Consider the following 23,437-nt stretch of genomic DNA (forward strand, 5'->3'; position numbering starts at 1 on the left):
ATGGGGAATGCTCTCCGTCATGTTCGGAATGAAGCCCAGAAGAACATCGTCAGGCTGATAGAGGGTTTGAGCGGTCGTTATTCCAGATGGGACATCTGGCAGGATTTCATCATCATGTCAGCCATCAGCATAGCGAATACGATGGGCGGGCCATATCAGGAAAGCCGCGAGAAGATGTATCAGGAGCGGGCTGCGAAATACTCCGAAAAAGAGCTGAGGGCATTCCCCGACATGCTTTATGAGGTCGTCGCAGAAATGGACCGCGACCCGGATCAGGACTTCCTCGGCGAGCTGTTTATGGCCCTTGGCCTTGGGAACGAGTGGAAAGGCCAGTTTTTTACTCCGTATGATGTGTGCCGAGCGATGGCCTCCATGACCATCGGCAACGACTTTGAGGCGAGGATTGAAAAGGACGGCTGGGTGTCCGTGAATGACCCGGCCTGTGGCGCCGGCGCACTGCTTATCGCCTTTGCGAATGAGTGCCGCCGGTTGGAGGTCAACTATCAAACCTCCGTCCTCTTTGTTGCGCAGGATGTGGATTTCCTGGCGGGGTGCTTGTGCTACATACAGCTGAGCCTTATGGGGTGCCCTGGATATATCGTGGTAGACAACACCCTCACCAACCCATCGACCAGCTATGACCCGCGTGGCCTACTGCCCAGGGGCGGCGGAAATGTATGGTTTACGCCCATGTATTACCGCGATGTCTGGCACTGGCGAAGAGCGTGGGCGCAAGTGAATATGCTGGTTCAGTCTATGCCGACAACACCGAAAGCGGAGAAACCGGCTCCGGAGACGGCTGCCGAGCCGGAGCCGGGTATCGTAGAAACAAAGACAGGGCAGCTATCATTATTTTGAAAATCGGAGAGCCGCCCTCCGAAACTGGCGGCACATGAAAGGAGCGCATCATGTCTGAAATGATTTATCTGCCGGTAGACCGGCTGCACCCGCATCCCGACAATCCCAGGAAAGACCTGGGCGACCTCTCCGAGCTGGCCGACAGCATCAAGGCCAACGGCATTTTTCAGAATTTGACCGTTGTGGTCGATGACCTGACCAGCACCATATCCGATTTTACGGTCATTATTGGCCACCGTCGGCTGGCGGCGGCGAAGATGGCCGGACTGACTGAAGTTCCATGCGTCATCGCAGAGATGGACCAGCGGGAGCAGGTGCAGACCATGCTCCTGGAGAATATGCAGCGCAGCGACCTCACCGTGTATGAGCAGGCTCAGGGCTTCCAGATGATGCTCAACCTTGGAGCCACCGTGGAAGAGATCGCGCAGAAGTCTGGCTTCTCCGGCACTACCATTCGCCGCAGGGTGAAGCTGCTTGACCTTGACCCAAAGGAATTCAAAAATTCTGCGGAGAGGGGCGCTACGCTTTTTGACTACATGGAGCTGGATAAGATAAACGACCAAAAAGAGAAGAACAAACTGCTGAAAGTTATCGGCACCTCGGATTTCAAGGCGAAACTGGAAAAAGCTCTGAATGACCAGAAGAAGGCCGCCCGGTTAGCCTATATCGAAGAAACCCTCTCTACCTTTGCAAAAAAAGTAGAGGCACCGGCAGATGTCCGCGAGTGGTCGTATGTGGCAGGCCCGGACTATTGGAGCGATACGCCTATTGAGATCCCGGAGGACGCCAAGACCCGTGAGTATATGTATATTCTGCAACCCTGGGGATGCAAGCTCTACCGCAAAAAAGACAAGGCTGATTTGGATGCTGAGGCGGCGCGTGATGCTGCGTGGAAGGAATCCAGGGACAGGAGCAAAGCCAGGGAGGCCGCTGTCAAGGAAGTAAGCGACCGCTGTCTGAAACTCCGCCGCGACTTCGTGATGAACCTGAGCGCCACCGCCTGCAAAAAGCTGATCTCAGCGGCCACGGCTCAACTCCTGATTTCCGGCGTTGCTTTTGACATCTCCCTTGATGGAGATGACCTGGAGCTTCTTTGTCCGTCGCTCAAAACAGACGAGGACTTCGATCCAGAAAACCTGACAATCGACCAAATCATCAAGGCTCTGGGGAGCAGCGAGCAAACCATTGTTCGGTTGGCCTATCAGAGCGTAGAGCCAGGTGATGGCTATTACAGGAGCTGGGGAGAATACGAATACGCGGAAAATGAGGCCTTGGACATGTGCTACGCCTTCTTGGACAAGCTGGGCTATGAGATATCCGAGGAAGAAAAGGCGTTCCAGAACGGTACGCATGAGATATTCCAAACGGGGGTGGAGCAGAAATGAGCCTGCCGGCAAGATGCTATGTCGATGAACGCGGCTGGAAGTACAAGGTCATGGGCGGCATTGGCCAGAACTACAAGGCCAGATTTCAGAAGCCGGATAAAGCTGGCGATACGGGCTGGCGCGGCTTGGCTGCCGTCACCTGGAAGCCCACCTTTGACGAGGCGCAGGCCGACCTTGACCGGCTGGCGGCGGAAAGAGGCTGGAAGGAGCGGTTTGGCTTATGAAAGCTATCACCATCTGGCAGCCCTGGGCGTCGCTTCTGGTGATGGGCGCGAAACTGTATGAGACCCGGAGCTGGGCCACCAACTACCGCGGCCCTATCGCCATCCACGCCGCGGCGAAGCCCGTGCAGCGCACCATCGACGAGCTGGTGCGCGGGACAATCGCCGCGACGGTGGACGACCTGGACGATTCGTACCGGCGCACCCTGGAGCGGTTTGACAGGCTCTTCCCTGGCCCTGCTGAGCTTTACCAATTACCTACCGGGGCCATCATCGGAACGGCCCGCCTGGTGCGTTGCAACCCGATTGACGAGGCTTTTGTCGCCCGCCTGACAGAACAGGAAATCGACCTGGGGGATTATTCCCCCGGTCGATTCGCCTGGGAGTTTGAGGGCATGACGCCGCTGCCCGAGCCTATCCCCGTGAAGGGAATGCAGGGCATCTGGGAATGGAGAGGCGGGCAAGCATGAAAGAACCGTACATAGTGTTTTATTACCGTGGCTGGGAGGAACTGCTGGCTTACACATTCCGTGGCACATTCAAGGGGGAGGCGGAAGCTACGATCCAGCTCTTGGCGGCCGAGAATGGCGTTGACCCAAAGGACATTACTACGAAAATTGAAAGGAGATAGGGCCGCAATGCGTGAAATCCTTTTCCGCGGCAAGCGGATTGTTGACGGAGAGTGGGCATACGGATTTCTAACCAAGACCAATGACGGAAAGGCGTATATCGGGCGCGATGAATGTACGGGCTACTGGAATTGGTCAGACACGGTAGATCCTGCTACCGTCGGGCAGTACACGGGGCTGGAAAACCAAAGCGGCCAGAAGATTTTTGAGGGGGATATCTGCGATTTCTCCGTATTCGACTATAACGATTGCGATACACAGTACCGTGGAGTGGTCGTCTACGATGGGTCCAGGTTCATGCTTTGGAAGAGCGCCGAAAGCGAGTATTTCGGAAACGACGGAGGTTTTGACCTTGATTGGGTGCTGGCCCAAGACGATGAGTTTGCGGTCAGCGGAAACCGCTGGGACAACCCGGAACTTTTGGAGGAGGTCGACCGCGCATGACAGCAGAAGAATTGACCCGGCAGCAGTTCGAGCAGCGCTTGGAGCAGTATCCGGGGGTGAGCTTCGACCTGTCGGACACCACAAGGTACGACAATCTCCCCGCAAAGGCCCTGGCGATGCTGTGCCGGCTGAAAGACAAAAGCAACGACTTATACCTGAAGCGGGTGGCGGCGGCCCAGGAGGTCATTGACCAGCTGGCCCGCATCGTGGGCATCAACATGGAGAACAGCGGCCTCTGGCTCTACACCCTGGATTATGACGGCAGCTCATACATCGCCCGGAAACTGGAGGAGTACATCAGCCGCGCCGGAGATAAGGCCAAGCTGAAAAGGCGGCTGGACGAGCTGGAGAATGAAAACCGCGTCTTGCGGTCACTGCTGCAAAAGTGAGGAGGCGATAAAATGGCGGGACGGAAGAAAAAGCCCTGCGAGTGGTGCGAACAGGAGCAAATTATCCAGACGGAATATGGTGCCCCGAATGTTTCCGGCCAGCTGGAGGTTTACCCGGACAACTGCCTGATGGCCGTCTGCTTCCAGGGGCTCAGCGATGACGGGGCCATGACCCATGAGGAAACTTTCGACATCCCCATGCACTTCTGCCCGAACTGCGGCCGAAAGCTGGGCTGGTGACAGGAGGTGCCAAGAGAATGGATAGCGTTATCTGCAATAAGTGCGGGGAGCTGTTTTTCCCCGCTGAACAGAGGCTTCAACAGATAGAGGCCGGGGATCTCCAGGTGCAGTTTTTTGAGTGCCCCTACTGCCTGGCCAAATATCAGGTGATTACCACAGACCCCATGATGCGCGAGCTGATAGCCGCGCGGCAGAGCTGGCAGCGGCAGATCCGGCTCGCGCAGGGGAAGCACTTCCGCCAAAGCACGATTGAGCGGTATGAGCGGGAGATTGAAAAAATCAAGACCCAGCAGAAAAAGCTTCTGCCCGCGCTGAAACGGCGCGGCGCAGAAGTGCTGCGGGCCACCGAGGAGGATACTCATGGCAGGGAAGAAACAGTATAACGGCGACTTGGACTTCTTTGAGCGGAAGCTGGGCCGCGTGATGGAACGGCTTGGCGTCGAAAAATACCAATGGGACTGGAGCCAGAGCCGCGCGGGGGCGACCTGCTGGGTGGAGATGCGCTATGGTGCCTCCGCCTACCGATTCGAGAATTCATCGCGGAAGTCCTCGGAGTGTGGGCGCGGCCTGATCTATGCCTCCGACCTGCTTGCCTCCATCGTCTACTCCCTGGAGGGGCTGGCCCGCGCGGTGGAGCAGGGCATCTTCACGCTGGACATGCTGCTGGTTGGCGTCCCTGCTCTCCCGGCAGCGCACGACCTGGAGCCGTGCTTCGTGGCCCTTGGATTCTCCGAGCGCCCTACCAGCGTCGAGGAGGTCAAGAGGCAGTTTAACAGGTTGGCCAAGGTTACGCACCCCGATATGGGCGGGGACGGCAAAGCGTTTGCGGCGCTCAGCGACAACTACCAAGCCTGCCTGGAGCTTGTGAAGGAGGGTGGCGAACGATGACGAGGAAGAAAAAGCGTAGGCAGATGCAGCAGCGGGCGCCGGAGCTGGAGCCGGAAATCCAGGCGGAAACCCCAAAGGCCACGCCGGCCGCGCCAATCCTGGCGAGCCGCCATGTGCGCGTCGGAGATGTCGTCCTCCGCAAGCCGCTCACCATCTCCCCGTCTGCGGACAAGGACGGGGCGCGGGTACTCCGGGGCACGGTGGTCTGGGTGCACCCTAAAGGCCGATTCCATGTCGTGGAGTTTGGCGAGGGGGCCAGCGCCGTCCGGGAGAGCTTCGCGGGGGTGGAACGGTAATGCTGGTCATCACCATTCATGTCAACCGCCCCGCCGGCCAGGCCATAGGCATCAAGGAGCAGATCGCGCAGGACTTGGAGAAATACGGGGATACCCGCGTCGTGTCTGTTGAGGAAATTGCGCCCCAGCAGATGCAGATGCAGATGGAGATCCCGCTTGGAGGGAAGAAATATGGCTAAGAGTTATTGCCGCGGCTGCGGCGCTGAAATCATCTGGGTCAAGACCACGGCCGGAAAGAGTATGCCATGCGACCCGCGCCTGATTCCGTTCCGGGCGGTGGCCGGCGGCAAAGAGCGGGCCGTCACGATGGACGGCAAGGTTATCAGCTGCGAGCTGCGGCCCATGCGCGGCGGGGTGACCGACTTTGGGTATGTGCCGCACTTCGCCACCTGTCCGCAGGCGAGGAAATTCAGCAAGAGGAAGTAATCAACAGGGGGGCAAGCCACAATGACGCTACAACGATTGAACGAGCATTTTGAATTGAGAATACGGCTGGCAAAGGCTCAGGAGATGTTGGAGTCTTTGCGGGCTGCGGCTTGCCCCGGGGCGGCTGTTCTGACCGGCATGCCCCATGCCCCAGGCGTAAAGGATAAGGTCGGCGACCTGGCGGCGGAGATTGCCGACATGGACGCGCGCATCGAGTACCTGGAGGCGGAAATCAAGCAGGACGAGCGGGAGATCCTGGAGTACATACGCGCCATCGACGACGACCAGCTCCGTCTTATCTTCCGGCTGCGCTTTATTCGCTGCCTCACCTGGGGAGAGGTCGCGTCCGTCATCGGAGGGCGGAACACGGAGGACGCAGTCAAATCCGCCTGCTACCGATACCTCTCCCCGTAAAAGTTGCAACGGCCTGACGCGCCGTGACGCTTGCAAACGCCGTATCCTGTGTGCTATGGTAAGCTCGTTAAATCCTAAATCAAGCCAGGCGGTCACCCCTCCGGGGGTGGCCGTCATTCTTTTGGAAAGGAGGTTTTGGCCGTCGCGTTTCTCCTTTGCGCGGCGACCCGGTCCAATGCCGGCTCCAATCGCCAAACGGCGCCGGTGGTGGATACGCCAAAAAAGGAGGAAAGTTTTGTGCTTTCACAAATCAAGCAACGATTCAAGGAAAATCCGTCGCTGTACTACTCCATGAGCATAGCGGCGACCTGGGCCAATGCCGGCTCCCTTATCAACGGCATGGCCATGTCCCACGATTACGGCATTCTCCCCTTCCTGCTCTGGGCGCTGGGAAACACCCTGGCCTGCATCGTGTTCGGCCTGCTGGCGCCGGCCATTCCGAAGCTCCGGGAGGTATTCCGCAGCAGGCCGATGAAGATCATCGTCGGGCTGATGTGCCCCTTCCAGTGCTGGGTGAGTATGAACGGAATCCAGAGCGTATTTTCGGACACCGACCTGGGCGGCAAATTCGGCATCGCTGTGGCGTTGCTGTTTGCCGTCTTTTTCGTGGTGCTGCTGTTCCGCTTTGGCATGGTGCGGAATATCCTGACCGACCATGTCAGCTGGGCGCTGGTGTATGTCCTGGTGGCCGGCGTGACGGCTGCGGCTATCATCGCATCTCACGGGAACATGCTGCACCTGGCCTGGGGCGCTGAGAATATCGGCACCGGCATCAAGAACTGCCTGCTGCTGATCCCCGGCGCGTTCCTCTACCCGTACTACTTCGAGATCCTGGACTACAATGACAGGAACGAGGACGGGACGGCCAAAATCAATGTCCGGCGCGCCTTCGTCAACGGCGGGCTGCTGTTCGGTGTCTACCTGGTCTTTATCTTCATCATGAGCTGGACCAGCTTCTCCCCGGCGCTGAATATCGCCAAGGCCGTCCTCGTGACGCTGATCGCCATATCCTCCCTGTCCTCCTTCCAGTACAGCATCTACCTGGTATTCGGGCGGAAGCTGGGGCTGGCGGTGAATGTGGCTGCGGTGGCGCTGTGGCAATTCCTAATTCCGCTCGGCGTCCTGGGGGCATGGTCACTCATGGCCACGATCCGCGTCTACATCGTCCTGGCGGCCATCGCCGCCGCCCTCGTCTGGCACATGGCCAGCAGAAAGGCGGTGCGCGCATGAAAATCGTACTCGGACGGAAGCAGCGCATCGAAAATGACCGCTGGATCAATGCCATGGAGCATATCGAGGAGCTGGTGTCCCGGGAAGAACTTGACAGCGCCGTTGCAACGGCTCAGGAGGCCATTAAAGCGGCGACGGCGGGTAAGAATGTGGCCTACTGCTGGAGCGGAGGAAAGGACAGTATCGTCCTCTCTGACATCTGCCGGGAGGTCGGCATCACCGCCTGTATGTTCGCGCATACCGAGCTGGAGTACCCCGCTTTCCTGGACTGGTGCCTCACCCACAAGCCCGAGGGCTGCGAGGTCATCAATACCGGGCAGGACTTGGAATGGCTCGCGTCCCGGCAGTCCATGATATTCCCCAAGGGGCGCGAGCTGAATCGGTGGTACGCCATCGTCCAGCGGGCGGCGTTCACCAAGTATTTCTTCGACCACAAGCTGGACATGATCCTGGTCGGCCACCGCAAGGCGGACGGGAATGTGGTCGGCGCCGGCAATGTAATCCACAAGAACTCCGGCGAGGTGCGCTATGCGCCCCTGGCCGACTGGCCACATGAGATGGTGCTGGCCTATGTCCATTACCACGGCCTGGAGCTGCCTCCCATCTATGGGTGGAAGAACGGCTTTAAGTGCGGCACGCACCCCTGGCCGTCCCGCATGTATATGCAGAGCGTGGAACAGGGCTACCGCGAGGTCTACGAGATTGACCCGTCCATCGTCATCAACGCCGCTGCCCGCCTGTCGAGTGCGCGTCACTTCCTGGAGGGGGTGACCGGCGAATGAAAGTCGTGGTCAAGAAGCTCGCGGACTTGAAGCGGCCGCCCAAGAACACGCGCATGCACACCGATAAGCAGCTGGCCGAGTTCCGGCGCTCCGTGGAGATGTTCGGGCAGATCCGGCCCATCGTGGTGGACGAGAACAATGTCATGCTGGCCGGCAACGGCCTGTATGAAACGCTGCTCTCCCTTGGCAAGACCGAGGCGGACTGCTATGTTGTCACCGGCCTGACCGAGAACGAGAAGAAAAAGCTCATGCTGGCGGACAACCGCATCTTCGACCTGGGCGTAGACGATATGTCTGTCTTTGATGCCTTCATCGCGGAGCTGGGTGACGACCTGGATGTTCCCGGATACGATGACGACCTGCTGCGCTCCCTGGTGGCCGATGCCGGAGAAGTCGAGGAGATGATGGCCGGCTATGGCACCGTAGACGAGGAACGCCGGGAGCAGATCAGGAGCGCCGGCGAAACCATGCGCCGGCAGGAAGAGGCTGCGGCTCCAGAGCCCGCCCCGGCAGTCCCGGCCGGCGAGGGCGACAGCCAGGGCCAGGCTGGCCGCTGTGTCATCTGCCCGAAGTGCGGTGAGCGGATATGGCTGTAAAGAGAGCCAGGGCAGCCATGAGCTGCGTGGACGCTGCATTCCTGCGCGTCAAAAATGTGTTCTCCAACGGCCTGCCGGTCTACATGAGCTTTTCCGGGGGCAAGGACTCCATCTGCATGGCGGATGTGGTCTACAAGCTGATCCAGCGCGGGGAAATCGACCCCGCCCAGCTGACCCTTATCTTCATCGACGAGGAGGCCATCTACGACTGCGTTATCGACATGACGATGCAGTGGCGCAAAAAGTTCCTCCTGACCGGCGCCAAGTTCCGCTGGTATTGCCTCCCGCTGAAACAGGTGTCCTGCTTCAATCAGCTCACCAATGACGAGAGCTGGATCACCTGGGAGCCGGGGAAGGAATCGGTCTGGGTGCGGCAGCCGCCGCCCTTTGCCATCAGGTCAGACCCGCACCTCTCCGGCGTCGGGAAGATGAACTACCAATCCTTTTTGCCCCATGTGACCAAGGACGGCATTATGATGACCGGGGTGCGCGCCGCCGAATCGGTGCAGCGCCTCCAGTACATGTCCAACCTGGGCATCGGCCGTCCGGGGATCACCGGGACGAACACCATCTACCCCATCTACGACTGGAAGGACAACGACATCTGGCTCTATATCCGGGACAACCATCTGGACATCCCGGAAGCCTACCTCTGGCTGTATCAGAGCGGCGTCAGCCGACCGGCGCTGCGCATCTCCAATTTCTTCGGCATCGACAGCCTCCAGGGCCTCCGCCATGTGGCGGAAACAGATCCGAAGCTCTGGGCGCAAATCGAGAAGCGCGAGCCGAACGCCTATATGACCCTGCTCTACTGGGACAGCGAGCTTTATAAGCGCAGCACCCGGAAGCGCACCAAGAGCGAGGGCCAGGACGACAAGGACTACAAAGAGCTGGTCCGAAAAATGCTCTTTGAGGACTACGCCAAGCTGTTCACCAATCCCACCACCAGGAATGTGTGCCAGCGGTATCGCCGCTGCTACACGAAAATCGACGGCATAGCCCGGCCACGCGATTACAGGAAGATGCACGATGCCCTTATCGCGGGCGACCCCAAACTGCGCACCCTCCGCGCCATCTATCAGGATGTGTATGGAGCCTATGCGGACTACGCCAAGAAATTCCGCGTGCAGGAAGGGGGTGGACAGAATGGCTGAGATGGATCTGTTCGCCCCGCTCGGCTCGCTCCAATGGGTAGACCATGACCAGCTGCGCGCCAATGACTACAACCCCAACAAGGTCAGCGAGGATAACCTGGCCCTGCTGGTGCAGTCAATCCTCACCAACGGCTGGACGCTGCCCATCGTTGTCCGACCCGACTTCACAATCATCGACGGCTTCCACCGCTGGACAGTCGCAGGGCGAGAGCCGCTGCGCACGAAGCTGGGCGGCAAAGTCCCTGTGGTCATCGTGACCCATGAGGACGAGGCCGAAGATATGTACGGCACCATCACGCACAACCGCGCGCGTGGTACGCATCTGCTGGAGCCTATGAAAGCTATCGTCAAGAAGCTTATGGCCGAAGGCAAAGATGTCAAAGAGATAGGGCGTCAACTGGGTATGCGCCCAGAGGAAATATTCCGACTGTCCGACTTCTCCAAAGACGACTTCATTCGCCTCATGGCCAAAGGCACAACATACAGTAGGGCGGAGATTATCACGCGGGTATAGGCCCATGGCCCCGGCACGCGCCCTGCCAGCCCGCAGGAGACGCGCTGCTCTGCGTCATAGGCGAGAACACGCAGACGCAGGCAAAACCCCTCTGAGTGCCTTTTATCGGCGTTGCAACGAGCCGCAAAAGGTACTGTGACACCCCCGGCCCCTAAGCCGCGGGCGCGTCGACCCCAAAAAACGCTCAGTTAGTAGGGAAAATTTCCGGCATTTCGTTACGCCGGAACAGGTATCAAGAGAGGAACCCGCGAAGGTCTTACGGCTTTCGCGGGTTTTCTCTGGAAAGGAGTTTGATATATGGCTGGAACCACGCAGAAAATCACCGAGGATACCGAGGTCAACACTACCGAGCTGGCCTCCGTCCTGGGGTTGTCTGGCCGCCGGGTGCAGCAGATGATCCAGGACGGGACGCTGCTGACGGTGGCCAAGGGCAGACTGAGGCTGGCCGATGCCGTCCAGCGATATATCAAGTTCATTTCCACCGACCCCGTGGACGAGGAGGACGCCAAAATCGAAAAGGGGCGCCGGAAGGCCGAGGCGACCATGAAAGCCAGCAAGGCGACCATCGCCAGACTGGAAGCCCAGGAGCTGCAGGGCAAGATGCACCGCTCCGAGGATGTGGCCGCGATGACCGAGGACCTGATCTACACCATTCGGGGGGCGCTCAATGCGCTGCCCGGGCGGCTGGCCGTTGACATCGTAACCGCGAACACTCCTGCCGAGGCCTCCGAGATAATCCGCAAGGAGGTCTACAAGGTCATGCGCGAGCTGGCCGGTTATCGCTACGACCCCAAGAAATACGAAGAGCGGGTGCGGGAGCGGCGCGACTGGTCGGAGCGTGATGACGATGACGAATGAGTACAACGCTATCCGCCTAAACCGCGTCATCTCCAAGGTCATGGCCGGCATGCAGCCGCCCGCCGAGCTGTCCGTGTCCCAATGGGCGGAGCAGCGGCGCCGGCTGTCGGCGGAGAGCGCCGCCGAGCCCGGCCCCTGGAGGAACGAGCGCACCCCATACCTCCGGGCGGTGATGGACTCCTTCACCGACGCAAAGGTGCGGCACATCGTCATGGTGGCCGCGTCCCAGGTCGGCAAGAGCGAGTTCCTTAACAACTGCATCGGATACATCATCGACGAGGACCCCGGCTCCATCCTGTTCGTCCACCCGACGACCATTGACGCCAAGGAATACTCCAAGCTGCGGATTGCCCCGATGATACGGGACTGCCCGACACTGCGGAAAAAGGTGTCCGACCCCAAGAGCCGGGATAGCTCAAACACGATTCTGCAAAAGACATACCCCGGCGGCATCCTTACGATGTGCGGCTCCACCGAGGCTCACGCCCTGGCGTCCAAGCCCATCCGCTATGTGTTCGGTGACGAGCGTGACCGATGGGCGACGAGCGCCGGCAACGAGGGCGACCCCTGGGATCTGGCCATGGCCAGACAGACCACCTTCTACAATGCCAAGGCTGTGGAAGTCAGCACCCCCACCGTCAAGAACGCCAGCGCCATCGAGGCCGCCTATGCGACCGGCACGATGGAGCGGTGGAAGTCCCGCTGTCCCCATTGCGGAGAATACCATGAAATCCAGTGGGCGGACATCCGCTTTGAATATGACGAGGCGGTGGTGGCCGGCAAGACCACCTACAAGATCAAGTCGGTCTATTATGTCTGCCCCGAGTGCGGGTGCGTGTCCGACGAGCATACCATGAAGCGCCAGCCCGCGCGCTGGGAGGCAGACAACCCCGACGCCTATGAGCAGGGGACGCGCTCTTTCTGGCTCAATGCCTTTGTCAGCCAATGGGCCGCTTGGTCGTCCATCGTCCTGAAGTTTCTGAATGCCACCGGCAGCAGCAAAAAGCTGCAGGTCGTCTACAACACCTGCTTCGGCCAGCTCTGGGAGGACCGGGGCGACCTGGAGGACGAGGACAGTCTGATGGCCCGCCGGGAGGATTACGGCAAGCGCGAGGACGGCACGGATATCGAACTGCCGGACGGCGTCCTGGTGCTGACCTGCGGCGTCGACACGCAAGATGACCGGCTGGAGTTTGAGGTCGTCGGGCACGGCCATTTCGGGGAGACCTGGGGTATCCGCAAGGGTATCATCATGGGCCGCCCGGATGATGACAGCACATGGGAGCAGCTGGACGAGGTCATCGACCATATTTACCGCTTCGAGGGCGGCCTGGGGCTGCGCGTCAACATGACCTTTGTGGACGAGGGCGGGCACTTCACCTATGAAGTCCGCCAGCAATGCGCGCGGCGCGTCCGCAAAAAGGTGTTCTGCATCAAGGGCATGCCCGGGCAGGACAGACCCTTTACCGCTCCGCCCAAGCAGCAGAAAATCATCATCAACAAAATCTATCTCGGGACCTGCTGGCAGTACCAGCTCGGCGTCGATGCGGGCAAGGAAATCATCATGGACAATCTGCGGGTACAGACCCCGGGCATGAAGTATTGCCATTTCCCGCGGCGCGATGACTACGGAGCCGGATTTTTCGCCGGCCTGCTGTCCGAGCGGAAGGAATATGACCCGAACAAAAAGCAGCCCTGGGTATGGAAGAAGATCCCCGGCCATGAGCGCAACGAGGCTCTGGACTGCCGAAACTATGCCATGGCCGCGTTCAAGGCGCTGCCCGCCAACCTGGACGAGATAGACCGCAAGCTGAAAGCCGCGCGGGGCGAAACCCCAAGGGCGCCGGCCGCGCCGGCGATTGCCGCCCCCGCCCCGCGCCCCGCAAAGAAAAAGCGCGGCTCCGGGCTGAATAAATACTACGACAACTGGTGAGGTGATGAACATGGCCAGCAAGACCATCATCAAGAGGCGCCTCGCGTTCTGCGAGGAGGCTTTAGACCGCCTCTATGGTGCCTACAACGCCCTGCTCAAAGGCGGGGTAAAAAGCTACATGATTGACGACCGGCAGCTGACCCGACTGGACCTGCCGGTGCTGTCCGAAGAGATCCGCGAGATGGAGAACAGGGTCGACGAGCTGACCGCCGAGCTGAGCGGCCAAGGGCCGCGCAAGGTCTTTGGTGTTCTCCCCCGGGATTGGTGACGGGTAATCGCCCGAAAGGGCTTTACCACAGGCGCCCGATGGAGTTTGTGGCTCCTTTCGCCATCGGGCCGCCTGTTTATTTTCGAGATAGGAGGCGATGATAGCTTGATCGTCTGGAAAAAAAGCCAGCCCCAGGCCAAAGGGTACAGCGAGGCCGGGGCCAGCCTGACACGGCGTGCGCTCAAGAGCTTCCGCCCGAACAGTGGCTCTCCCAGTGATGACATCAACCGCAACAATTTCACCCTGCGCCAGCGGGCGCGGATGCTCTATATGGCCTCTCCCGTTGCAACGGCGGCCATCAACACCAACCGCACCAAGGTCGTCGGCACCGGCCTGACCATGCGCAGCACCATCGACCGGGACACCCTGGGCGCGGCCCCGGAGGCAGCGAAAGCGTGGCAGAAACAGGCCGAGGCGGAATGGCGGCTCTGGTGCAAGAAGCAGAACTGCGATGCCCTTGGCCTCAATTCGTTTGCCGGCTTGCAGCAGCTGGTCATGAAGTCCTGGCTTATGAGCGGCGATGTCTTTGTGCTTATCAAGAGGGCAACGGCCACGCCGCTGAACCCCTACACCATGCGGCTGCATGTAATCGAGGCAGACCGGGTATCCACGCCGGCGGAGTACGGCGGGGGCCTCACCGTCAGCGGCTTCACCGAGGGCAAAGTCCCGGAGGGGAAGCCCGGCGCCGGCAACAAGATCTATGACGGCGTCGAGGTGGACGAGAGCGGCCATGTGGTGGCCTATTACATCAGCAATGTTTACCCGCTCCAGGTCACCAGCGAAGTCCCCAAGTGGACCCGCGTGGAGGCCTACGGGCGAAAGACCGGCCTACCTAACATTCTGCATATCGTGGACAGCGAGCGCCCCGACCAATACCGTGGCGTGCCGTATCTGGCCCAGGTCATAGAGCCGCTGCTGCAGCTGCGCCGGTACACGGAAAGCGAGCTGATGGCCGCCCTGGTGCAGAGCTTCTTCACCGCCTGGATTCAGACGGAGACCAACCCGGCGGCGGTGCCGTTTGGAGAGGTCGGCGCCGGCGATATTGCCGGAGTCCCCTCCAGCAATCCAGACGACACCAACCCGGAGGACAACATCTCCAATGACCCCAACGAGTATGAGATGGGCCCCGGGACGGTTGCGCACCTGGCTCCCGGAGAAACGATTGCTTTTGGCAATCCGAATATCCCGACGGCGGGCTTTGAAACCTTCGTCAAAACCCTGTGCCGGCTGGTCGGCTCCGCGCTGGAGCTGCCCTACGATGTGCTGGTCAAGGAGTTCAACAGCAGCTATTCTGCCAGCCGTGGCGCGCTGCTGGAGGCGTGGGAGGCTTTCAAAATGCGGCGCGCGTGGCTGGTGGAGGACTTCTGCCAGCCCGTCTATGAGCTGTTTATCGCAGAGGCCGTGGCCCTGGGACGCATCAAAGCCCCGGGCTTTTTCTCTGACCTGCTGGTGCGGGAGGCCTGGTGCGGTACGCGGTGGATCGGGCCCGTCCAGGGATCTCTTGACCCCAAGAAGGAGGCCGAGGCCGCGCTGCTGCTTGTCGACCAGGCCATCAAGACCCACGACCAGGTCACGCGCGAAATGAGCAGCGGGGACTGGGAGGAGAATGTGGAACAGCTTGCCCGGGAGAACGAGCTGCTGAAAACCGCCGGTGGCCAGCAGGTCACGGTCGTCCAGTCCGAGCCACCCGACGGAGACGGCGGCGACGGGGACGGCTCCGACGAGCCGCCGCAAAACAACCAAGGAGGTAATCAAACATGAGCATTGCCAAGAAGGGGCGGAGGCCCCCTGCCGTCAGCATCAACCGGCAGACCTACACGATGGCCACCGTGGACGGCGATGCCGCCGAGATCGTGATGTACGGGGACATCGTTGAGAGCCAGCCCGTGGACCCGTGGACCGGCGAGCCTATCCCCGGGAACTACATCATCGAGAGCGAGTTTCTGGAGGATTTGCAGAAGGTCTCTGGCTGTAAGTCAATTACGATTCGCATGAACAGCTGCGGCGGTGATGCCGGCGTGTCCGTGCTGATCCACAACCGCCTGCGCGAGCTGGCCAATGCCGGGACGAGCCTGACCTGCGTCGTTGACGGCGTGGCCATGTCCGGCGGCTCCCTTATCATGTGCGCCTGCGACACCGTCCGGGTCAATCCGTCCAGCCTTATCATGATCCACAAGTGCTGGGTGTTCCTGTTCGGCGGCTACAACTCCGACGAGCTGCGGCAGCAGGCCAACCAAAACGACGCCTATGACAAATCCCAGGTGTCCATCTACGCCCGGAAAACCGGGCTGTCGGATACCGTCCTGCTGCACATGATGGGCAGCACCACCTACATGACCGGCAAAGAGGCCGTCGAAAAGGGCTTTGCAGACGAGCTTATGGAAGATGCAGAGCCTCTTGACATCGCGGCCAGTGCCGACGGGCGCTCCTTGTTTATCCGCGGGCGGAAGATGCACCTTGCCCCCGGAATGTTCGCGCCCGACACCATTCCCACGGTCACAGCCGAGGTCGACACCCCGGATGCGGCAAATACACATCAGCCGGAAACCACCGGCAGTAATGAAGGAGGAAACTCTATGACCATGGAAGAGCTCCGGGCACAGCACCCGGAACTGGTCGAGCAGATTGAAGCCGCTGCCAGAGCTGCCGGCGACAATGACGCGACCAGCGCAGCGCAGGCCGAGCGGGACCGCATCGCCGCAATCGACGAGGTGGCCGGCCTGTTTGACCCCGCGATGGTGCAGGAGGCCAAGTATGGCGAGCATCCCTGCACCGCTGAGCAGTTGGCCTACCGCGCCGCCAAGAAAGCGGCGAAGGACGGCAAGAAGTTCCTGGCTGACCTGGCCGATGATGCCGACGAATCCGGCGCGAACGGCGTTCCCGCCGCTCCCGGCGCAGACGACGGTGACGGCGGCGAGGACGAGGCCACCACCCCCGAGGCGCGCATGGCGAAAGCCAGGGCGCAGGTCAAGGGCCTGTTTGGCAAGAAGGAGGCGTAATCACGATGGCGAAGAATCTGAGCGCGAAAATCGGTGAGATGGAGTTTGACGGCCTGATCACCGGTATCTATCCCCCTCCCTCCGTGAGCGGCGGCGTCATTGCCAAGGCGAGCGGCGAGGCCGTCACCTACAAGCGCGGCACCGTCCTGGGCTTCAAGGCCGGCGAAGAGGACGGCAAGCTTTACATCATGGCCGACGGAGCTGAGGTCACCCCCAGCTGCATCCTCTGTGACGACATCGAGGTCGACACCAAGGACGATGTGACCGTGCCCGTCTATATCGCCGGCTGCTTCGACCCGGAGAAGGTCATCACCAAGGACGAGTACGCTCTGAAGGCTGCTGACCTGGACAATCTGCGTATGCGCGGCATTGTGTTCAAGGCCGCGTCTGCCGCAGTCTAAGGAGGTAAAAACACCATGAATGAGCTGAATTTCTTTGACACCTATATCCTCATGGCCATCACCGAGGAAATCGTGCCTCGGGCGTCGTTCTTCCGCGACAGGTATTTCCCCACCGGCGAGAGCGACATCTTTGCCGCCGACAAGGTGCTGACCGAGTACCGCAAGGGCGACCGCAAGATGGCCGCGTTCGTTTCTGACCGCGTGGGCGACATCCCCATGGATCGCCGGGGCTATGCCATCCACGAGTACCAGCCGGCGTTTATCGCTCCGTCCCGCCTGCTGACCCTGGACGACCTGCGCAAGCGTGGCTTTGGTGAGGCTATCTATGCCAACTCCACCCCCGCCGAGCGCGCCGCCCGGCTCCAGCGCGACGACCTGAGCGACATGGACCGACGCATCCGGCTCCGCGAGGAGTGGATGTGCGCCCAGACCATGATCAACAACGCCTGCACCATGCAGACCTACATCGACGACAAGACCAAGGGCGAAGTCCTCTATGTGTCCTTCTTCGATGGGGCGCGGTCTGAGCATACCTACACTGTGGCCAATAAGTGGGACACGCCGGAGGGCAACTTCCGCGCCGATGTCACCGCCATGTGCCGCATGTTGTCCCGTCGCGGCCTGCCGGCTTCCGACCTGATCCTTGGCTCCGATGTAGCCGAATGCGTCCTCCAGGACAAGGAGCTGCGCGAGCTGCTGGACAAGAACAGCGGCATCATCGTCGGTGAGATTCGCCAGCAGCTCACCCAGTACGACGGCGTTGTGTTCATGGGCGTGCTGAACTTCGGCGGCTTCATGCTCAACCTGTTCTCCGTGGACGAGCGTTACCTGGACGAAGAGGACAAGGATCAGACCATGTTCCCCTCTGACGGCGCTATGGTCGCCGCCCCCGGCTGCGGCCACCTGATGTATGGCCAGATCACCCAGATCGACTTCGGCTCCACCGACTTCACTTCCCATGCGGCGGCCCGTGTGCCTAAGTTCATTCTGGATCAGCCCAACGATATCCGTAAGCTGCGCCTGGGTGCCCGTCCTCTGGCCGCGCCCAGGAACTACTGCCCCTACATCTTTGCCGAAAAGGTCATTGGCGTGGGCCCTTGATGGCCTCCCTGCCTGACGACGCCAAAGTTTTGGGCATGGAGGTAAGTACGCTGCAATCGGGCGTCACGGTTGACAGCAGCAATGTGTTCCATGGGACGCTCCATCATGTGACGGACTTCACGGCCTACGACAAGGGAGCCGAGGGGAACTTCCTGGCGACCAAGATCGTGGCTCCTGCGGACGCCGATGTGAAGATTTCCACCAGCGCCGTCCAGGACAAGCCTGTTGACGAGAGCCGGGAAGTCGTCTGGAAGGTGGACTCTACGGAGGACACCCTGACGGTCAAGGTCGAGCGGAACGGCGAATCCGCCGAGGCTGTTTACAGCGCCGGCGGGCTGACACTGGAGCAGCAGTAAGAACAGGAGGCTATATCGTGAAGAAAGTGAAAATCCTTTGCGGCGGCTACGGCTATACGCCGCCCGGCACCAGGCGGGTCAAGACCGTCTATGCCGGCGGCACCGTTACGGTTCCTGACGAGGAGGCGATGCGCCTTGTTGCGCTCGACGCCGCGGAAGTGATCGAGGATTACCCCGCTGCGCCCGTTGCAACGCCCTCCAACGGCGAGGACGGCTCCGGGGCGGGCGACAACATTCCCGGTGGCGACGGCGGCTCTAACGAGCCGGAAAAGGCCACGCTTGACCCCGTCCAGCTCGACAAGCTGACCGTCAAGCAGTTGACCGAGCTGGCGGAAAAGATGGGCGTCGATGTGTCCAAGTGCAAGCTCAAAGCAGACTACATCGCCGCCATCACTTCCGCAGAGGTCACGCCCGGGCCGGACACCGACCCCGACGAGGGCGACCAGCCCGGGGGCGATGACGGGAGCGGGCAGACCTCCAACGGCGAGGGCAGCGACGAGGACACCGGCGGCAATGCCGACGGCGGCGAGGACGAGGGCGGGGACGACCAGGACGATGACGATACCGTCCAGGGCGGCACCCCTCCCGACCTCAGCGTGGAGGGGCCGGTAGAATGAGCTTCAAAGACATGGTCGCGGAGGATGTCCACAGCGTTTTTCTCAACCTGGACGAGTACGCCGAGCGGCGGACCATCCAGTACGATGGGGCGGTCTATCAGGATATTCCCATTGTGATGTCCGGCCTCAAAGAGCAGGATCGCCGCCAGCTGACGAGTGACCATGTCCAGGGGCTTTTTCTCGTTTCCTCTGTCCTGCATTGTGCGCTGTCCGACCTGGACGGCCACCAGCCCGAGAAAGGGCAGCGCATCCGCATCAATGACGAGGAGGGCGCCGTCGGATTCTTCCGGGAGTTCTATGTCGCTTCCTCCGTCTGCGAGATGGGTATGCTCCGGGTGGAATTGGAGGCGATTGACGAATGAGTGTCATCACCGTTGACGATGTCGGCGGCCAGAGCCTGGAGCGGCTCAATAAGATTTTGGCCGGCGTTCCCGGCGGCGTCTGGAAAGCGGCGTCTGCCGCCCTAAAGCGTGCCGGGGACTCCGCCAAGACCAAGGCCGGACAGTTCGCCGCCGCCGAGTACACCATCAGCAAGGGGGACTTCATGCGGAATGTCACCGAGAAGGCGCGCCTGACCGGCGGCGCCGGCGGGGTGGCCAGCATGAAAATCTCTTTCGCCGGGCGGGTGCTGCCCCTGCTGACATTCAACACGCGCTTCTCCAAGGACGGTCTGGTGCAGACCCAGGTGAAGCGCAACGGCGGCGCGGCCACGCTGGAACACGCTTTTGTGGCCAGCATCTTTGGGCCAGCCGCTGTCTTTGAGCGCGTCGGGGCGCCCCGCTTCCCCGTGGAGCAGAAGTACGGCCCGTCGACCGCGCACATGATGCAGTCCGAGGCGGTCATCGAGAAGATGGACGAGACCATCCGGGACACCTTCGACAAGCGCATCGAGCATGAGATCCTGCGCGTACTCAACGGATGGGGAGGATAATCCATGGACCGAGTAACCCTGTTAGACCAGCTAAAGGCTTTTACCGAGGAGGCCATCAAAGACCTGATCCTGCCGGTCAGGCAGCAGAAGGAGGACAAAGCGCCCCCCGAGCCCCGCGCCGCACAGGTCTATCGCATGCGCCTCCCGGACGGCACCGCCGCATTCAAGAAAGCCCCGTATATCATCCATCAAATCATCACCGGCAGCGACCAGCAGCCCGGCGGACAGCGGCTCGAATCGAAAGCCCAGGTGCGCTCCATCTTCTGCGTCTATTCCGAGAACGAGGAAGAGGGGGCGCTCATGCTGCTCAACCTCATGGAGCGGCTGCGCATTGAGCTGCTGCGCAAGGTCGTCATTGGCAGGCAGTTTGAGCTTGACCTTGACACCGGCCTGGAATACCTGCTCTACCCCGACGACACCGCCCCGTATTTCGCTGGGGAGATGGTATCCATGTGGAAGCTCCCGGAAGTCAGAAGAGAGGTGCTACCTTATGGCAGATCAGAAAATCCCGGCAGCCTCCGTTGAGGCTGTGCCTGCGGAGACCGGCGAGGTGACCCGCGCTCCGGCCCCCGCAAAGCGAGCCAAGGGAAAGACGGCCAAAAAGCCCGAGAGACGCGACGATTTCTGCGTCTACCTTGGCCCGACCATCATCGGCGTAATCCAGAGGGGAACCGTGTTCACCGGCAGCAAGCAGGAGGTTATCGCCTCCCTGTCCGGCGCCATTGAGCGGTATCCCCTTATCGCCACCCTGATTGTCGGGAGCTCCACGCTCCCGGAGGATCACATCAAAGTCAAAAAGCCCGGAAACCTGTTGTATGTGAACTATCACGCGCTGGCCAAGGGCATCAAGTAAGGAGGAAAACTGTATGAATCATGGCGTCTATGTGTCTGAGCAGGCGACCAGCGTCAGCACTCCCGTTGTCGCGGAGTCCGGCGTTCCCTTCGTGGTCGGTCTGGCGCCTGTGCATACCGCCGCTTCCCCCGCTGCGGCGGGCACCCCCGTCCTCTGCACGAGCTGGGCCGAGGCGGTGGAGAAGCTGGGGTACTCGGACGACTGGAAGAACTACACCCTTTGCGAGTTCATGTATTCGCACTTCAAGCTCTTTGCGGCGCAGCCGGTCATCATGGTCAATGTGCTTGACCCCGCCTCCATGACCGAGTCCCAGGAGGAAGAGAGCCAGCCGGTGACCGATCACAAGGTCAAGCTGCCTATCGCCGCCATCAACGACGACAATCTCAAGGTGACCAAGGAGGAGAGCGACGAGCTGAGCAAGGGCACCGATTACAGCGCTTACTACGATGGGGAGTTCCTTGTCATTGAGCTGCTGGCCGACGGCGGCGCGTATGACGAGGAAACTTTGAAGGTGTCCTACAACAAGGTCACCCCCTCCACCGTCGTCGCCGCCAACATCGCCTCTGCGATGGAGAGCGTGGAGCTGTGCCTGACCAAGCTGGGCATCGTCCCCGACCTGATCTGCGCCCCCGGCTTCTCCCATGAGTCCACCGTGGCCGCCGTCATGGCCACCAAGGCGGGCAGCATCAACGGCCTGTTTACGGCCAAGGCTCTTATCGACATCGACACCGGCGCTTCCGGCGCGCGGTCCTATGACGATGTCCTGACCAAAAAGACCGGCGCCAACATCGTCGATGATGACGAGATCGCGTGCTGGCCCATGGTCAAGCTGGGCGAGTACAAGTTCCATCTGTCGACGCAGCTGGCCGGCCTGATGGCTCAGGTGGATACCGACAACGGCGGCTGCCCCTATGAGAGCCCGTCCAACAAGAATCTCCAGATGGACGGTCTGTGCCTGGAGGACGGCACCGAGGTCGACCTGACGCTGACCCAGGCCAATATCCTCAACGGCAACGGCATCGTCACCGCCCTCAACTTCATGAGCGGCTGGGTGGCCTGGGGCAACTACACCGCGTGCTATCCCAGCAACACCGATGTCAAGGACTACTTCATTCCCGTCAATCGCATGTTTAGCTGGGTCGGCAATAGCCTGGTGCGCACCTTCTGGAGCAAGCTGGACAAGCCGATGAACCGGCGTCTGCTGGACACCGTCATGGACACCGCCAACATCTGGCTCAACGGCCTGGTGGGCAGCGGCTACCTCCTGGGCGCTCGCGTGGAGATGCTGGAGGCGGAGAACCCGCTGACCAATCTCATGGCGGGCATCGTCAAGATCCATATCTACATCACCCCGCCCAGCCCCGCTCAGGAGATCGACTTCGTCCTGGAATACGACGCGTCCTATGTGACCGCCGCGCTCCAGGCGTGATGAAGGGAGGAATAAGTAATGCAGCAGCCTGAAGCCTATATTGACTTTTATGTGTATGAGGACGGCGTTGACCTGATCGGCATTGCCAGCGTCACCCTGCCGAACATCGCATACATGACCGCCTCCATCACCGGCGCCGGCGTGACCGGCACCGTGGAGACGCCCCTGGCTGGCATGATCCAGGCCATGAGCCTGACCATGAATTTCCGGGACGCTACCGTTGCGGCCGCCCGCCTGGGCGCGCCCAAGAAGCACCAGATCGAGCTGCGCGCCGTGGAGCAGTATTGGGATACTGTCGCCCTGGAAAAGCAGCTCCTGATGGATAAGTATGTGATGACCATCGTCCCCAAGTCCATCAACCCCGGCTCCGTTGCCCCCGCGACGGCCTCCGACGCCAACGGCGAGTACAGCGTGTACTACTACGCCGCCTACAAGGAGGGCGTGAAGAAGTGGGAGATCGACCCCTTCAACCAGATCTGCGAAGTTGACGGCGTGGACTACTGCGCCGACCTGCGCAAGAAGCTGGGCAAGTAACCAAACAGCCCGTGGTGGGGAAACCCGCCACGGGCATTTTCTTTGAATTTGGAAAGGAGTACCACCATGGATAACGACATCATCAACGCCCCCGACAGCGCCGCCGCCGACGTGCCGGCCGCCGTCGACCCTGCCGAGTTCGCTGTGGCCGAGGCGGAAGCTAAGGAAAGCACCGGCACCTATACGCACACCTTCTCCCGCCCGTTCATGGTCGACGGGACCCCCGTGGAAGAGCTGACCTTCGACTGGGCGGGGCTGACCGCCGAGGACAGCCTTGCCATTGAGAACGAGCTGCAGATGATGGGCAAGGCCGTCATCGCGCTGGAGTTCTCCGGCGAGTACCTGCTCCGCATGGCCATGCGCGCCTGCACCACCACCGTCAACGGCCGCCGGGTAGGCATTGATGCGTTCCGGCGCATGCCGATTGCGGACTACAACCGCATCCGCGGGAGAGCGCGCAGTTTTTTACTTCGCTTGGGGCTGTAACCGGCGACGGCGGGAAATGGCTCCGTACTCAATGCCTCATTATGGCCAAGAACAACAACACGCCTGTTTCGTTCTGGCTGTCCCTGCCGCTGCCTGACTTGGTCGCATGGATCAAGGCCAGCAACGCCATAGTCGAAAAAGAGAACGCCGAGCGGCAGCGGGCGAGGCAAAGCATCAAGCAAGCACACCGACGAAAATAACGGGA

Annotated in this window: 36 protein-coding genes; all 36 read left to right on the forward strand. The window is 60.7% G+C overall.

Translation table 11 applies throughout. The features are described from left to right. The 36 genes from Q0Z69_RS07555 (at nt 1) to Q0Z69_RS07730 (ending at nt 23,432) form a co-directional block, all read left to right on the forward strand. A complete protein-coding gene (locus tag Q0Z69_RS07555) occupies nt 1-858 on the forward strand; it encodes an N-6 DNA methylase (protein WP_298031588.1) in 858 nt (285 codons plus the stop codon). Between the two features lie 50 nt (nt 859-908). Beyond that, nucleotides 909-2,243 carry a ParB/RepB/Spo0J family partition protein gene (locus tag Q0Z69_RS07560; protein ID WP_298031591.1) on the forward strand — a complete coding sequence of 445 codons (1,335 nt, stop codon included), beginning with the start codon at nt 909-911 and terminating at the stop codon, nt 2,241-2,243. Then, a complete protein-coding gene (locus tag Q0Z69_RS07565; RefSeq protein WP_298031593.1) occupies nt 2,240-2,467 on the forward strand; it encodes a hypothetical protein in 228 nt (75 codons plus the stop codon). The genes Q0Z69_RS07560 and Q0Z69_RS07565 overlap by 4 nt, the downstream gene beginning before the upstream one ends. Next, nucleotides 2,464-2,934 (forward strand): ASCH domain-containing protein, encoded by a 471-nt coding sequence (locus tag Q0Z69_RS07570; RefSeq protein WP_298031596.1) that lies wholly within the window; start codon nt 2,464-2,466, stop codon nt 2,932-2,934. The genes Q0Z69_RS07565 and Q0Z69_RS07570 overlap by 4 nt, the downstream gene beginning before the upstream one ends. Then, nucleotides 2,931-3,095 (forward strand): hypothetical protein, encoded by a 165-nt coding sequence (locus tag Q0Z69_RS07575; RefSeq protein ID WP_298031599.1) that lies wholly within the window; start codon nt 2,931-2,933, stop codon nt 3,093-3,095. The genes Q0Z69_RS07570 and Q0Z69_RS07575 overlap by 4 nt, the downstream gene beginning before the upstream one ends. Nucleotides 3,096-3,102: 7 nt before the next feature. After that, entirely contained in the window at nt 3,103-3,537 is a 435-nt protein-coding gene (locus tag Q0Z69_RS07580) for a YopX family protein (RefSeq protein ID WP_298031602.1), read from the forward strand. Further along, the gene (locus tag Q0Z69_RS07585; protein WP_298031604.1) at nt 3,534-3,926 is read left to right on the forward strand and encodes a hypothetical protein; all 393 of its coding nucleotides are present in this window, start codon (nt 3,534-3,536) and stop codon (nt 3,924-3,926) included. Before Q0Z69_RS07580 ends, Q0Z69_RS07585 begins: the two co-directional genes overlap by 4 nt. 12 nt (nt 3,927-3,938) lie before the next feature. After that, nucleotides 3,939-4,166, forward strand: coding sequence for a hypothetical protein (locus tag Q0Z69_RS07590; protein WP_298031607.1), 228 nt, complete (start codon nt 3,939-3,941; stop codon nt 4,164-4,166). A gap of 17 nt (nt 4,167-4,183) precedes the next feature. After that, nucleotides 4,184-4,549, forward strand: a complete 366-nt coding sequence (locus Q0Z69_RS07595; RefSeq protein WP_298031610.1) for a hypothetical protein — start codon at nt 4,184-4,186, stop codon at nt 4,547-4,549. Next, nucleotides 4,527-5,054 (forward strand): J domain-containing protein, encoded by a 528-nt coding sequence (locus Q0Z69_RS07600; protein WP_298031613.1) that lies wholly within the window; start codon nt 4,527-4,529, stop codon nt 5,052-5,054. The genes Q0Z69_RS07595 and Q0Z69_RS07600 overlap by 23 nt, the downstream gene beginning before the upstream one ends. Further along, nucleotides 5,051-5,350: a hypothetical protein gene (locus Q0Z69_RS07605; protein WP_298031616.1), complete on the forward strand. Its 300-nt coding sequence runs from the start codon at nt 5,051-5,053 to the stop codon at nt 5,348-5,350. The genes Q0Z69_RS07600 and Q0Z69_RS07605 overlap by 4 nt, the downstream gene beginning before the upstream one ends. Continuing rightward, complete coding sequence (locus Q0Z69_RS07610; RefSeq protein ID WP_298031618.1) at nt 5,350-5,529, forward strand: hypothetical protein; 180 nt, start codon at nt 5,350-5,352, stop codon at nt 5,527-5,529. Before Q0Z69_RS07605 ends, Q0Z69_RS07610 begins: the two co-directional genes overlap by 1 nt. Continuing rightward, complete coding sequence (locus Q0Z69_RS07615; RefSeq protein WP_298031620.1) at nt 5,522-5,776, forward strand: hypothetical protein; 255 nt, start codon at nt 5,522-5,524, stop codon at nt 5,774-5,776. Before Q0Z69_RS07610 ends, Q0Z69_RS07615 begins: the two co-directional genes overlap by 8 nt. Nucleotides 5,777-5,797: 21 nt before the next feature. Next, complete coding sequence (locus Q0Z69_RS07620) at nt 5,798-6,190, forward strand: hypothetical protein (RefSeq protein WP_298031625.1); 393 nt, start codon at nt 5,798-5,800, stop codon at nt 6,188-6,190. 237 nt (nt 6,191-6,427) lie between these two features. Beyond that, nucleotides 6,428-7,420: a hypothetical protein gene (locus tag Q0Z69_RS07625; protein ID WP_298031630.1), complete on the forward strand. Its 993-nt coding sequence runs from the start codon at nt 6,428-6,430 to the stop codon at nt 7,418-7,420. After that, the gene (locus Q0Z69_RS07630) at nt 7,417-8,202 is read left to right on the forward strand and encodes a phosphoadenosine phosphosulfate reductase family protein (RefSeq protein ID WP_298031632.1); all 786 of its coding nucleotides are present in this window, start codon (nt 7,417-7,419) and stop codon (nt 8,200-8,202) included. Before Q0Z69_RS07625 ends, Q0Z69_RS07630 begins: the two co-directional genes overlap by 4 nt. Next, the gene (locus Q0Z69_RS07635; protein WP_298031635.1) at nt 8,199-8,798 is read left to right on the forward strand and encodes a ParB/Srx family N-terminal domain-containing protein; all 600 of its coding nucleotides are present in this window, start codon (nt 8,199-8,201) and stop codon (nt 8,796-8,798) included. The genes Q0Z69_RS07630 and Q0Z69_RS07635 overlap by 4 nt, the downstream gene beginning before the upstream one ends. Next, a complete protein-coding gene (locus Q0Z69_RS07640; protein WP_298031637.1) occupies nt 8,789-9,952 on the forward strand; it encodes a phosphoadenosine phosphosulfate reductase family protein in 1,164 nt (387 codons plus the stop codon). The genes Q0Z69_RS07635 and Q0Z69_RS07640 overlap by 10 nt, the downstream gene beginning before the upstream one ends. Then, a complete protein-coding gene (locus Q0Z69_RS07645) occupies nt 9,945-10,466 on the forward strand; it encodes a ParB N-terminal domain-containing protein (RefSeq protein WP_298031640.1) in 522 nt (173 codons plus the stop codon). The genes Q0Z69_RS07640 and Q0Z69_RS07645 overlap by 8 nt, the downstream gene beginning before the upstream one ends. 297 nt (nt 10,467-10,763) lie before the next feature. Then, a complete protein-coding gene (locus Q0Z69_RS07650) occupies nt 10,764-11,324 on the forward strand; it encodes a hypothetical protein (RefSeq protein WP_298031643.1) in 561 nt (186 codons plus the stop codon). Continuing rightward, nucleotides 11,314-13,257, forward strand: a complete 1,944-nt coding sequence (locus tag Q0Z69_RS07655; RefSeq protein WP_298031645.1) for a phage terminase large subunit family protein — start codon at nt 11,314-11,316, stop codon at nt 13,255-13,257. The genes Q0Z69_RS07650 and Q0Z69_RS07655 overlap by 11 nt, the downstream gene beginning before the upstream one ends. A gap of 10 nt (nt 13,258-13,267) precedes the next feature. Further along, a complete protein-coding gene (locus Q0Z69_RS07660) occupies nt 13,268-13,525 on the forward strand; it encodes a hypothetical protein (RefSeq protein ID WP_298031648.1) in 258 nt (85 codons plus the stop codon). A gap of 105 nt (nt 13,526-13,630) precedes the next feature. Continuing rightward, nucleotides 13,631-15,286 (forward strand): phage portal protein, encoded by a 1,656-nt coding sequence (locus Q0Z69_RS07665; protein WP_298031650.1) that lies wholly within the window; start codon nt 13,631-13,633, stop codon nt 15,284-15,286. Beyond that, the gene (locus Q0Z69_RS07670; protein WP_298031654.1) at nt 15,283-16,524 is read left to right on the forward strand and encodes a head maturation protease, ClpP-related; all 1,242 of its coding nucleotides are present in this window, start codon (nt 15,283-15,285) and stop codon (nt 16,522-16,524) included. Before Q0Z69_RS07665 ends, Q0Z69_RS07670 begins: the two co-directional genes overlap by 4 nt. A 5-nt stretch (nt 16,525-16,529) precedes the next feature. Next, on the forward strand, nt 16,530-16,925 hold the full coding sequence (locus tag Q0Z69_RS07675) for a head decoration protein (protein ID WP_298031656.1): 396 nt from the start codon (nt 16,530-16,532) through the stop codon (nt 16,923-16,925). Nucleotides 16,926-16,940: 15 nt separating this feature from the next. Next, complete coding sequence (locus Q0Z69_RS07680) at nt 16,941-18,026, forward strand: major capsid protein (protein ID WP_298031661.1); 1,086 nt, start codon at nt 16,941-16,943, stop codon at nt 18,024-18,026. Continuing rightward, nucleotides 18,026-18,382: a hypothetical protein gene (locus Q0Z69_RS07685; RefSeq protein ID WP_298031664.1), complete on the forward strand. Its 357-nt coding sequence runs from the start codon at nt 18,026-18,028 to the stop codon at nt 18,380-18,382. Before Q0Z69_RS07680 ends, Q0Z69_RS07685 begins: the two co-directional genes overlap by 1 nt. A 158-nt stretch (nt 18,383-18,540) precedes the next feature. Beyond that, nucleotides 18,541-18,999: a hypothetical protein gene (locus tag Q0Z69_RS07690; RefSeq protein ID WP_298031667.1), complete on the forward strand. Its 459-nt coding sequence runs from the start codon at nt 18,541-18,543 to the stop codon at nt 18,997-18,999. Further along, entirely contained in the window at nt 18,996-19,361 is a 366-nt protein-coding gene (locus tag Q0Z69_RS07695) for a hypothetical protein (protein ID WP_298031669.1), read from the forward strand. Before Q0Z69_RS07690 ends, Q0Z69_RS07695 begins: the two co-directional genes overlap by 4 nt. Further along, nucleotides 19,358-19,930 carry a hypothetical protein gene (locus Q0Z69_RS07700; protein ID WP_298031672.1) on the forward strand — a complete coding sequence of 191 codons (573 nt, stop codon included), beginning with the start codon at nt 19,358-19,360 and terminating at the stop codon, nt 19,928-19,930. Before Q0Z69_RS07695 ends, Q0Z69_RS07700 begins: the two co-directional genes overlap by 4 nt. Nucleotides 19,931-19,933: 3 nt before the next feature. Continuing rightward, complete coding sequence (locus tag Q0Z69_RS07705) at nt 19,934-20,455, forward strand: hypothetical protein (protein WP_298031675.1); 522 nt, start codon at nt 19,934-19,936, stop codon at nt 20,453-20,455. Beyond that, nucleotides 20,421-20,783, forward strand: coding sequence for a hypothetical protein (locus tag Q0Z69_RS07710; RefSeq protein WP_298031678.1), 363 nt, complete (start codon nt 20,421-20,423; stop codon nt 20,781-20,783). Before Q0Z69_RS07705 ends, Q0Z69_RS07710 begins: the two co-directional genes overlap by 35 nt. 13 nt (nt 20,784-20,796) lie before the next feature. Beyond that, nucleotides 20,797-22,212: a phage tail protein gene (locus tag Q0Z69_RS07715; protein WP_298031681.1), complete on the forward strand. Its 1,416-nt coding sequence runs from the start codon at nt 20,797-20,799 to the stop codon at nt 22,210-22,212. A gap of 18 nt (nt 22,213-22,230) precedes the next feature. After that, nucleotides 22,231-22,746: a phage major tail tube protein gene (locus Q0Z69_RS07720; RefSeq protein WP_298031684.1), complete on the forward strand. Its 516-nt coding sequence runs from the start codon at nt 22,231-22,233 to the stop codon at nt 22,744-22,746. A 42-nt stretch (nt 22,747-22,788) separates the two neighbouring features. Continuing rightward, nucleotides 22,789-23,232: a phage tail assembly protein gene (locus Q0Z69_RS07725; RefSeq protein ID WP_298031687.1), complete on the forward strand. Its 444-nt coding sequence runs from the start codon at nt 22,789-22,791 to the stop codon at nt 23,230-23,232. A 41-nt stretch (nt 23,233-23,273) separates the two neighbouring features. After that, complete coding sequence (locus Q0Z69_RS07730) at nt 23,274-23,432, forward strand: hypothetical protein (protein ID WP_298031690.1); 159 nt, start codon at nt 23,274-23,276, stop codon at nt 23,430-23,432. Nucleotides 23,433-23,437: the final 5 nt, after the last annotated feature.

The organism is uncultured Dysosmobacter sp. (assembly GCF_947631165.1).
GTDB lineage: Bacteria > Bacillota > Clostridia > Oscillospirales > Oscillospiraceae > Oscillibacter.

Coding starts and splice junctions, on each gene's coding strand:
- Q0Z69_RS07555 (WP_298031588.1), top strand. CDS start 1: ATGGGGAATGCTCTCCGTCATGTTCGGAATGAAGCCCAGAAGAACATC.
- Q0Z69_RS07560 (WP_298031591.1), top strand. CDS start 909: ATGTCTGAAATGATTTATCTGCCGGTAGACCGGCTGCACCCGCATCCC.
- Q0Z69_RS07565 (WP_298031593.1), top strand. CDS start 2,240: ATGAGCCTGCCGGCAAGATGCTATGTCGATGAACGCGGCTGGAAGTAC.
- Q0Z69_RS07570 (WP_298031596.1), top strand. CDS start 2,464: ATGAAAGCTATCACCATCTGGCAGCCCTGGGCGTCGCTTCTGGTGATG.
- Q0Z69_RS07575 (WP_298031599.1), top strand. CDS start 2,931: ATGAAAGAACCGTACATAGTGTTTTATTACCGTGGCTGGGAGGAACTG.
- Q0Z69_RS07580 (WP_298031602.1), top strand. CDS start 3,103: ATGCGTGAAATCCTTTTCCGCGGCAAGCGGATTGTTGACGGAGAGTGG.
- Q0Z69_RS07585 (WP_298031604.1), top strand. CDS start 3,534: ATGACAGCAGAAGAATTGACCCGGCAGCAGTTCGAGCAGCGCTTGGAG.
- Q0Z69_RS07590 (WP_298031607.1), top strand. CDS start 3,939: ATGGCGGGACGGAAGAAAAAGCCCTGCGAGTGGTGCGAACAGGAGCAA.
- Q0Z69_RS07595 (WP_298031610.1), top strand. CDS start 4,184: ATGGATAGCGTTATCTGCAATAAGTGCGGGGAGCTGTTTTTCCCCGCT.
- Q0Z69_RS07600 (WP_298031613.1), top strand. CDS start 4,527: ATGGCAGGGAAGAAACAGTATAACGGCGACTTGGACTTCTTTGAGCGG.
- Q0Z69_RS07605 (WP_298031616.1), top strand. CDS start 5,051: ATGACGAGGAAGAAAAAGCGTAGGCAGATGCAGCAGCGGGCGCCGGAG.
- Q0Z69_RS07610 (WP_298031618.1), top strand. CDS start 5,350: ATGCTGGTCATCACCATTCATGTCAACCGCCCCGCCGGCCAGGCCATA.
- Q0Z69_RS07615 (WP_298031620.1), top strand. CDS start 5,522: ATGGCTAAGAGTTATTGCCGCGGCTGCGGCGCTGAAATCATCTGGGTC.
- Q0Z69_RS07620 (WP_298031625.1), top strand. CDS start 5,798: ATGACGCTACAACGATTGAACGAGCATTTTGAATTGAGAATACGGCTG.
- Q0Z69_RS07630 (WP_298031632.1), top strand. CDS start 7,417: ATGAAAATCGTACTCGGACGGAAGCAGCGCATCGAAAATGACCGCTGG.
- Q0Z69_RS07635 (WP_298031635.1), top strand. CDS start 8,199: ATGAAAGTCGTGGTCAAGAAGCTCGCGGACTTGAAGCGGCCGCCCAAG.
- Q0Z69_RS07640 (WP_298031637.1), top strand. CDS start 8,789: ATGGCTGTAAAGAGAGCCAGGGCAGCCATGAGCTGCGTGGACGCTGCA.
- Q0Z69_RS07645 (WP_298031640.1), top strand. CDS start 9,945: ATGGCTGAGATGGATCTGTTCGCCCCGCTCGGCTCGCTCCAATGGGTA.
- Q0Z69_RS07650 (WP_298031643.1), top strand. CDS start 10,764: ATGGCTGGAACCACGCAGAAAATCACCGAGGATACCGAGGTCAACACT.
- Q0Z69_RS07655 (WP_298031645.1), top strand. CDS start 11,314: ATGACGAATGAGTACAACGCTATCCGCCTAAACCGCGTCATCTCCAAG.
- Q0Z69_RS07660 (WP_298031648.1), top strand. CDS start 13,268: ATGGCCAGCAAGACCATCATCAAGAGGCGCCTCGCGTTCTGCGAGGAG.
- Q0Z69_RS07670 (WP_298031654.1), top strand. CDS start 15,283: ATGAGCATTGCCAAGAAGGGGCGGAGGCCCCCTGCCGTCAGCATCAAC.
- Q0Z69_RS07675 (WP_298031656.1), top strand. CDS start 16,530: ATGGCGAAGAATCTGAGCGCGAAAATCGGTGAGATGGAGTTTGACGGC.
- Q0Z69_RS07680 (WP_298031661.1), top strand. CDS start 16,941: ATGAATGAGCTGAATTTCTTTGACACCTATATCCTCATGGCCATCACC.
- Q0Z69_RS07685 (WP_298031664.1), top strand. CDS start 18,026: ATGGCCTCCCTGCCTGACGACGCCAAAGTTTTGGGCATGGAGGTAAGT.
- Q0Z69_RS07695 (WP_298031669.1), top strand. CDS start 18,996: ATGAGCTTCAAAGACATGGTCGCGGAGGATGTCCACAGCGTTTTTCTC.
- Q0Z69_RS07700 (WP_298031672.1), top strand. CDS start 19,358: ATGAGTGTCATCACCGTTGACGATGTCGGCGGCCAGAGCCTGGAGCGG.
- Q0Z69_RS07705 (WP_298031675.1), top strand. CDS start 19,934: ATGGACCGAGTAACCCTGTTAGACCAGCTAAAGGCTTTTACCGAGGAG.
- Q0Z69_RS07710 (WP_298031678.1), top strand. CDS start 20,421: ATGGCAGATCAGAAAATCCCGGCAGCCTCCGTTGAGGCTGTGCCTGCG.
- Q0Z69_RS07715 (WP_298031681.1), top strand. CDS start 20,797: ATGAATCATGGCGTCTATGTGTCTGAGCAGGCGACCAGCGTCAGCACT.
- Q0Z69_RS07720 (WP_298031684.1), top strand. CDS start 22,231: ATGCAGCAGCCTGAAGCCTATATTGACTTTTATGTGTATGAGGACGGC.
- Q0Z69_RS07730 (WP_298031690.1), top strand. CDS start 23,274: ATGGCCAAGAACAACAACACGCCTGTTTCGTTCTGGCTGTCCCTGCCG.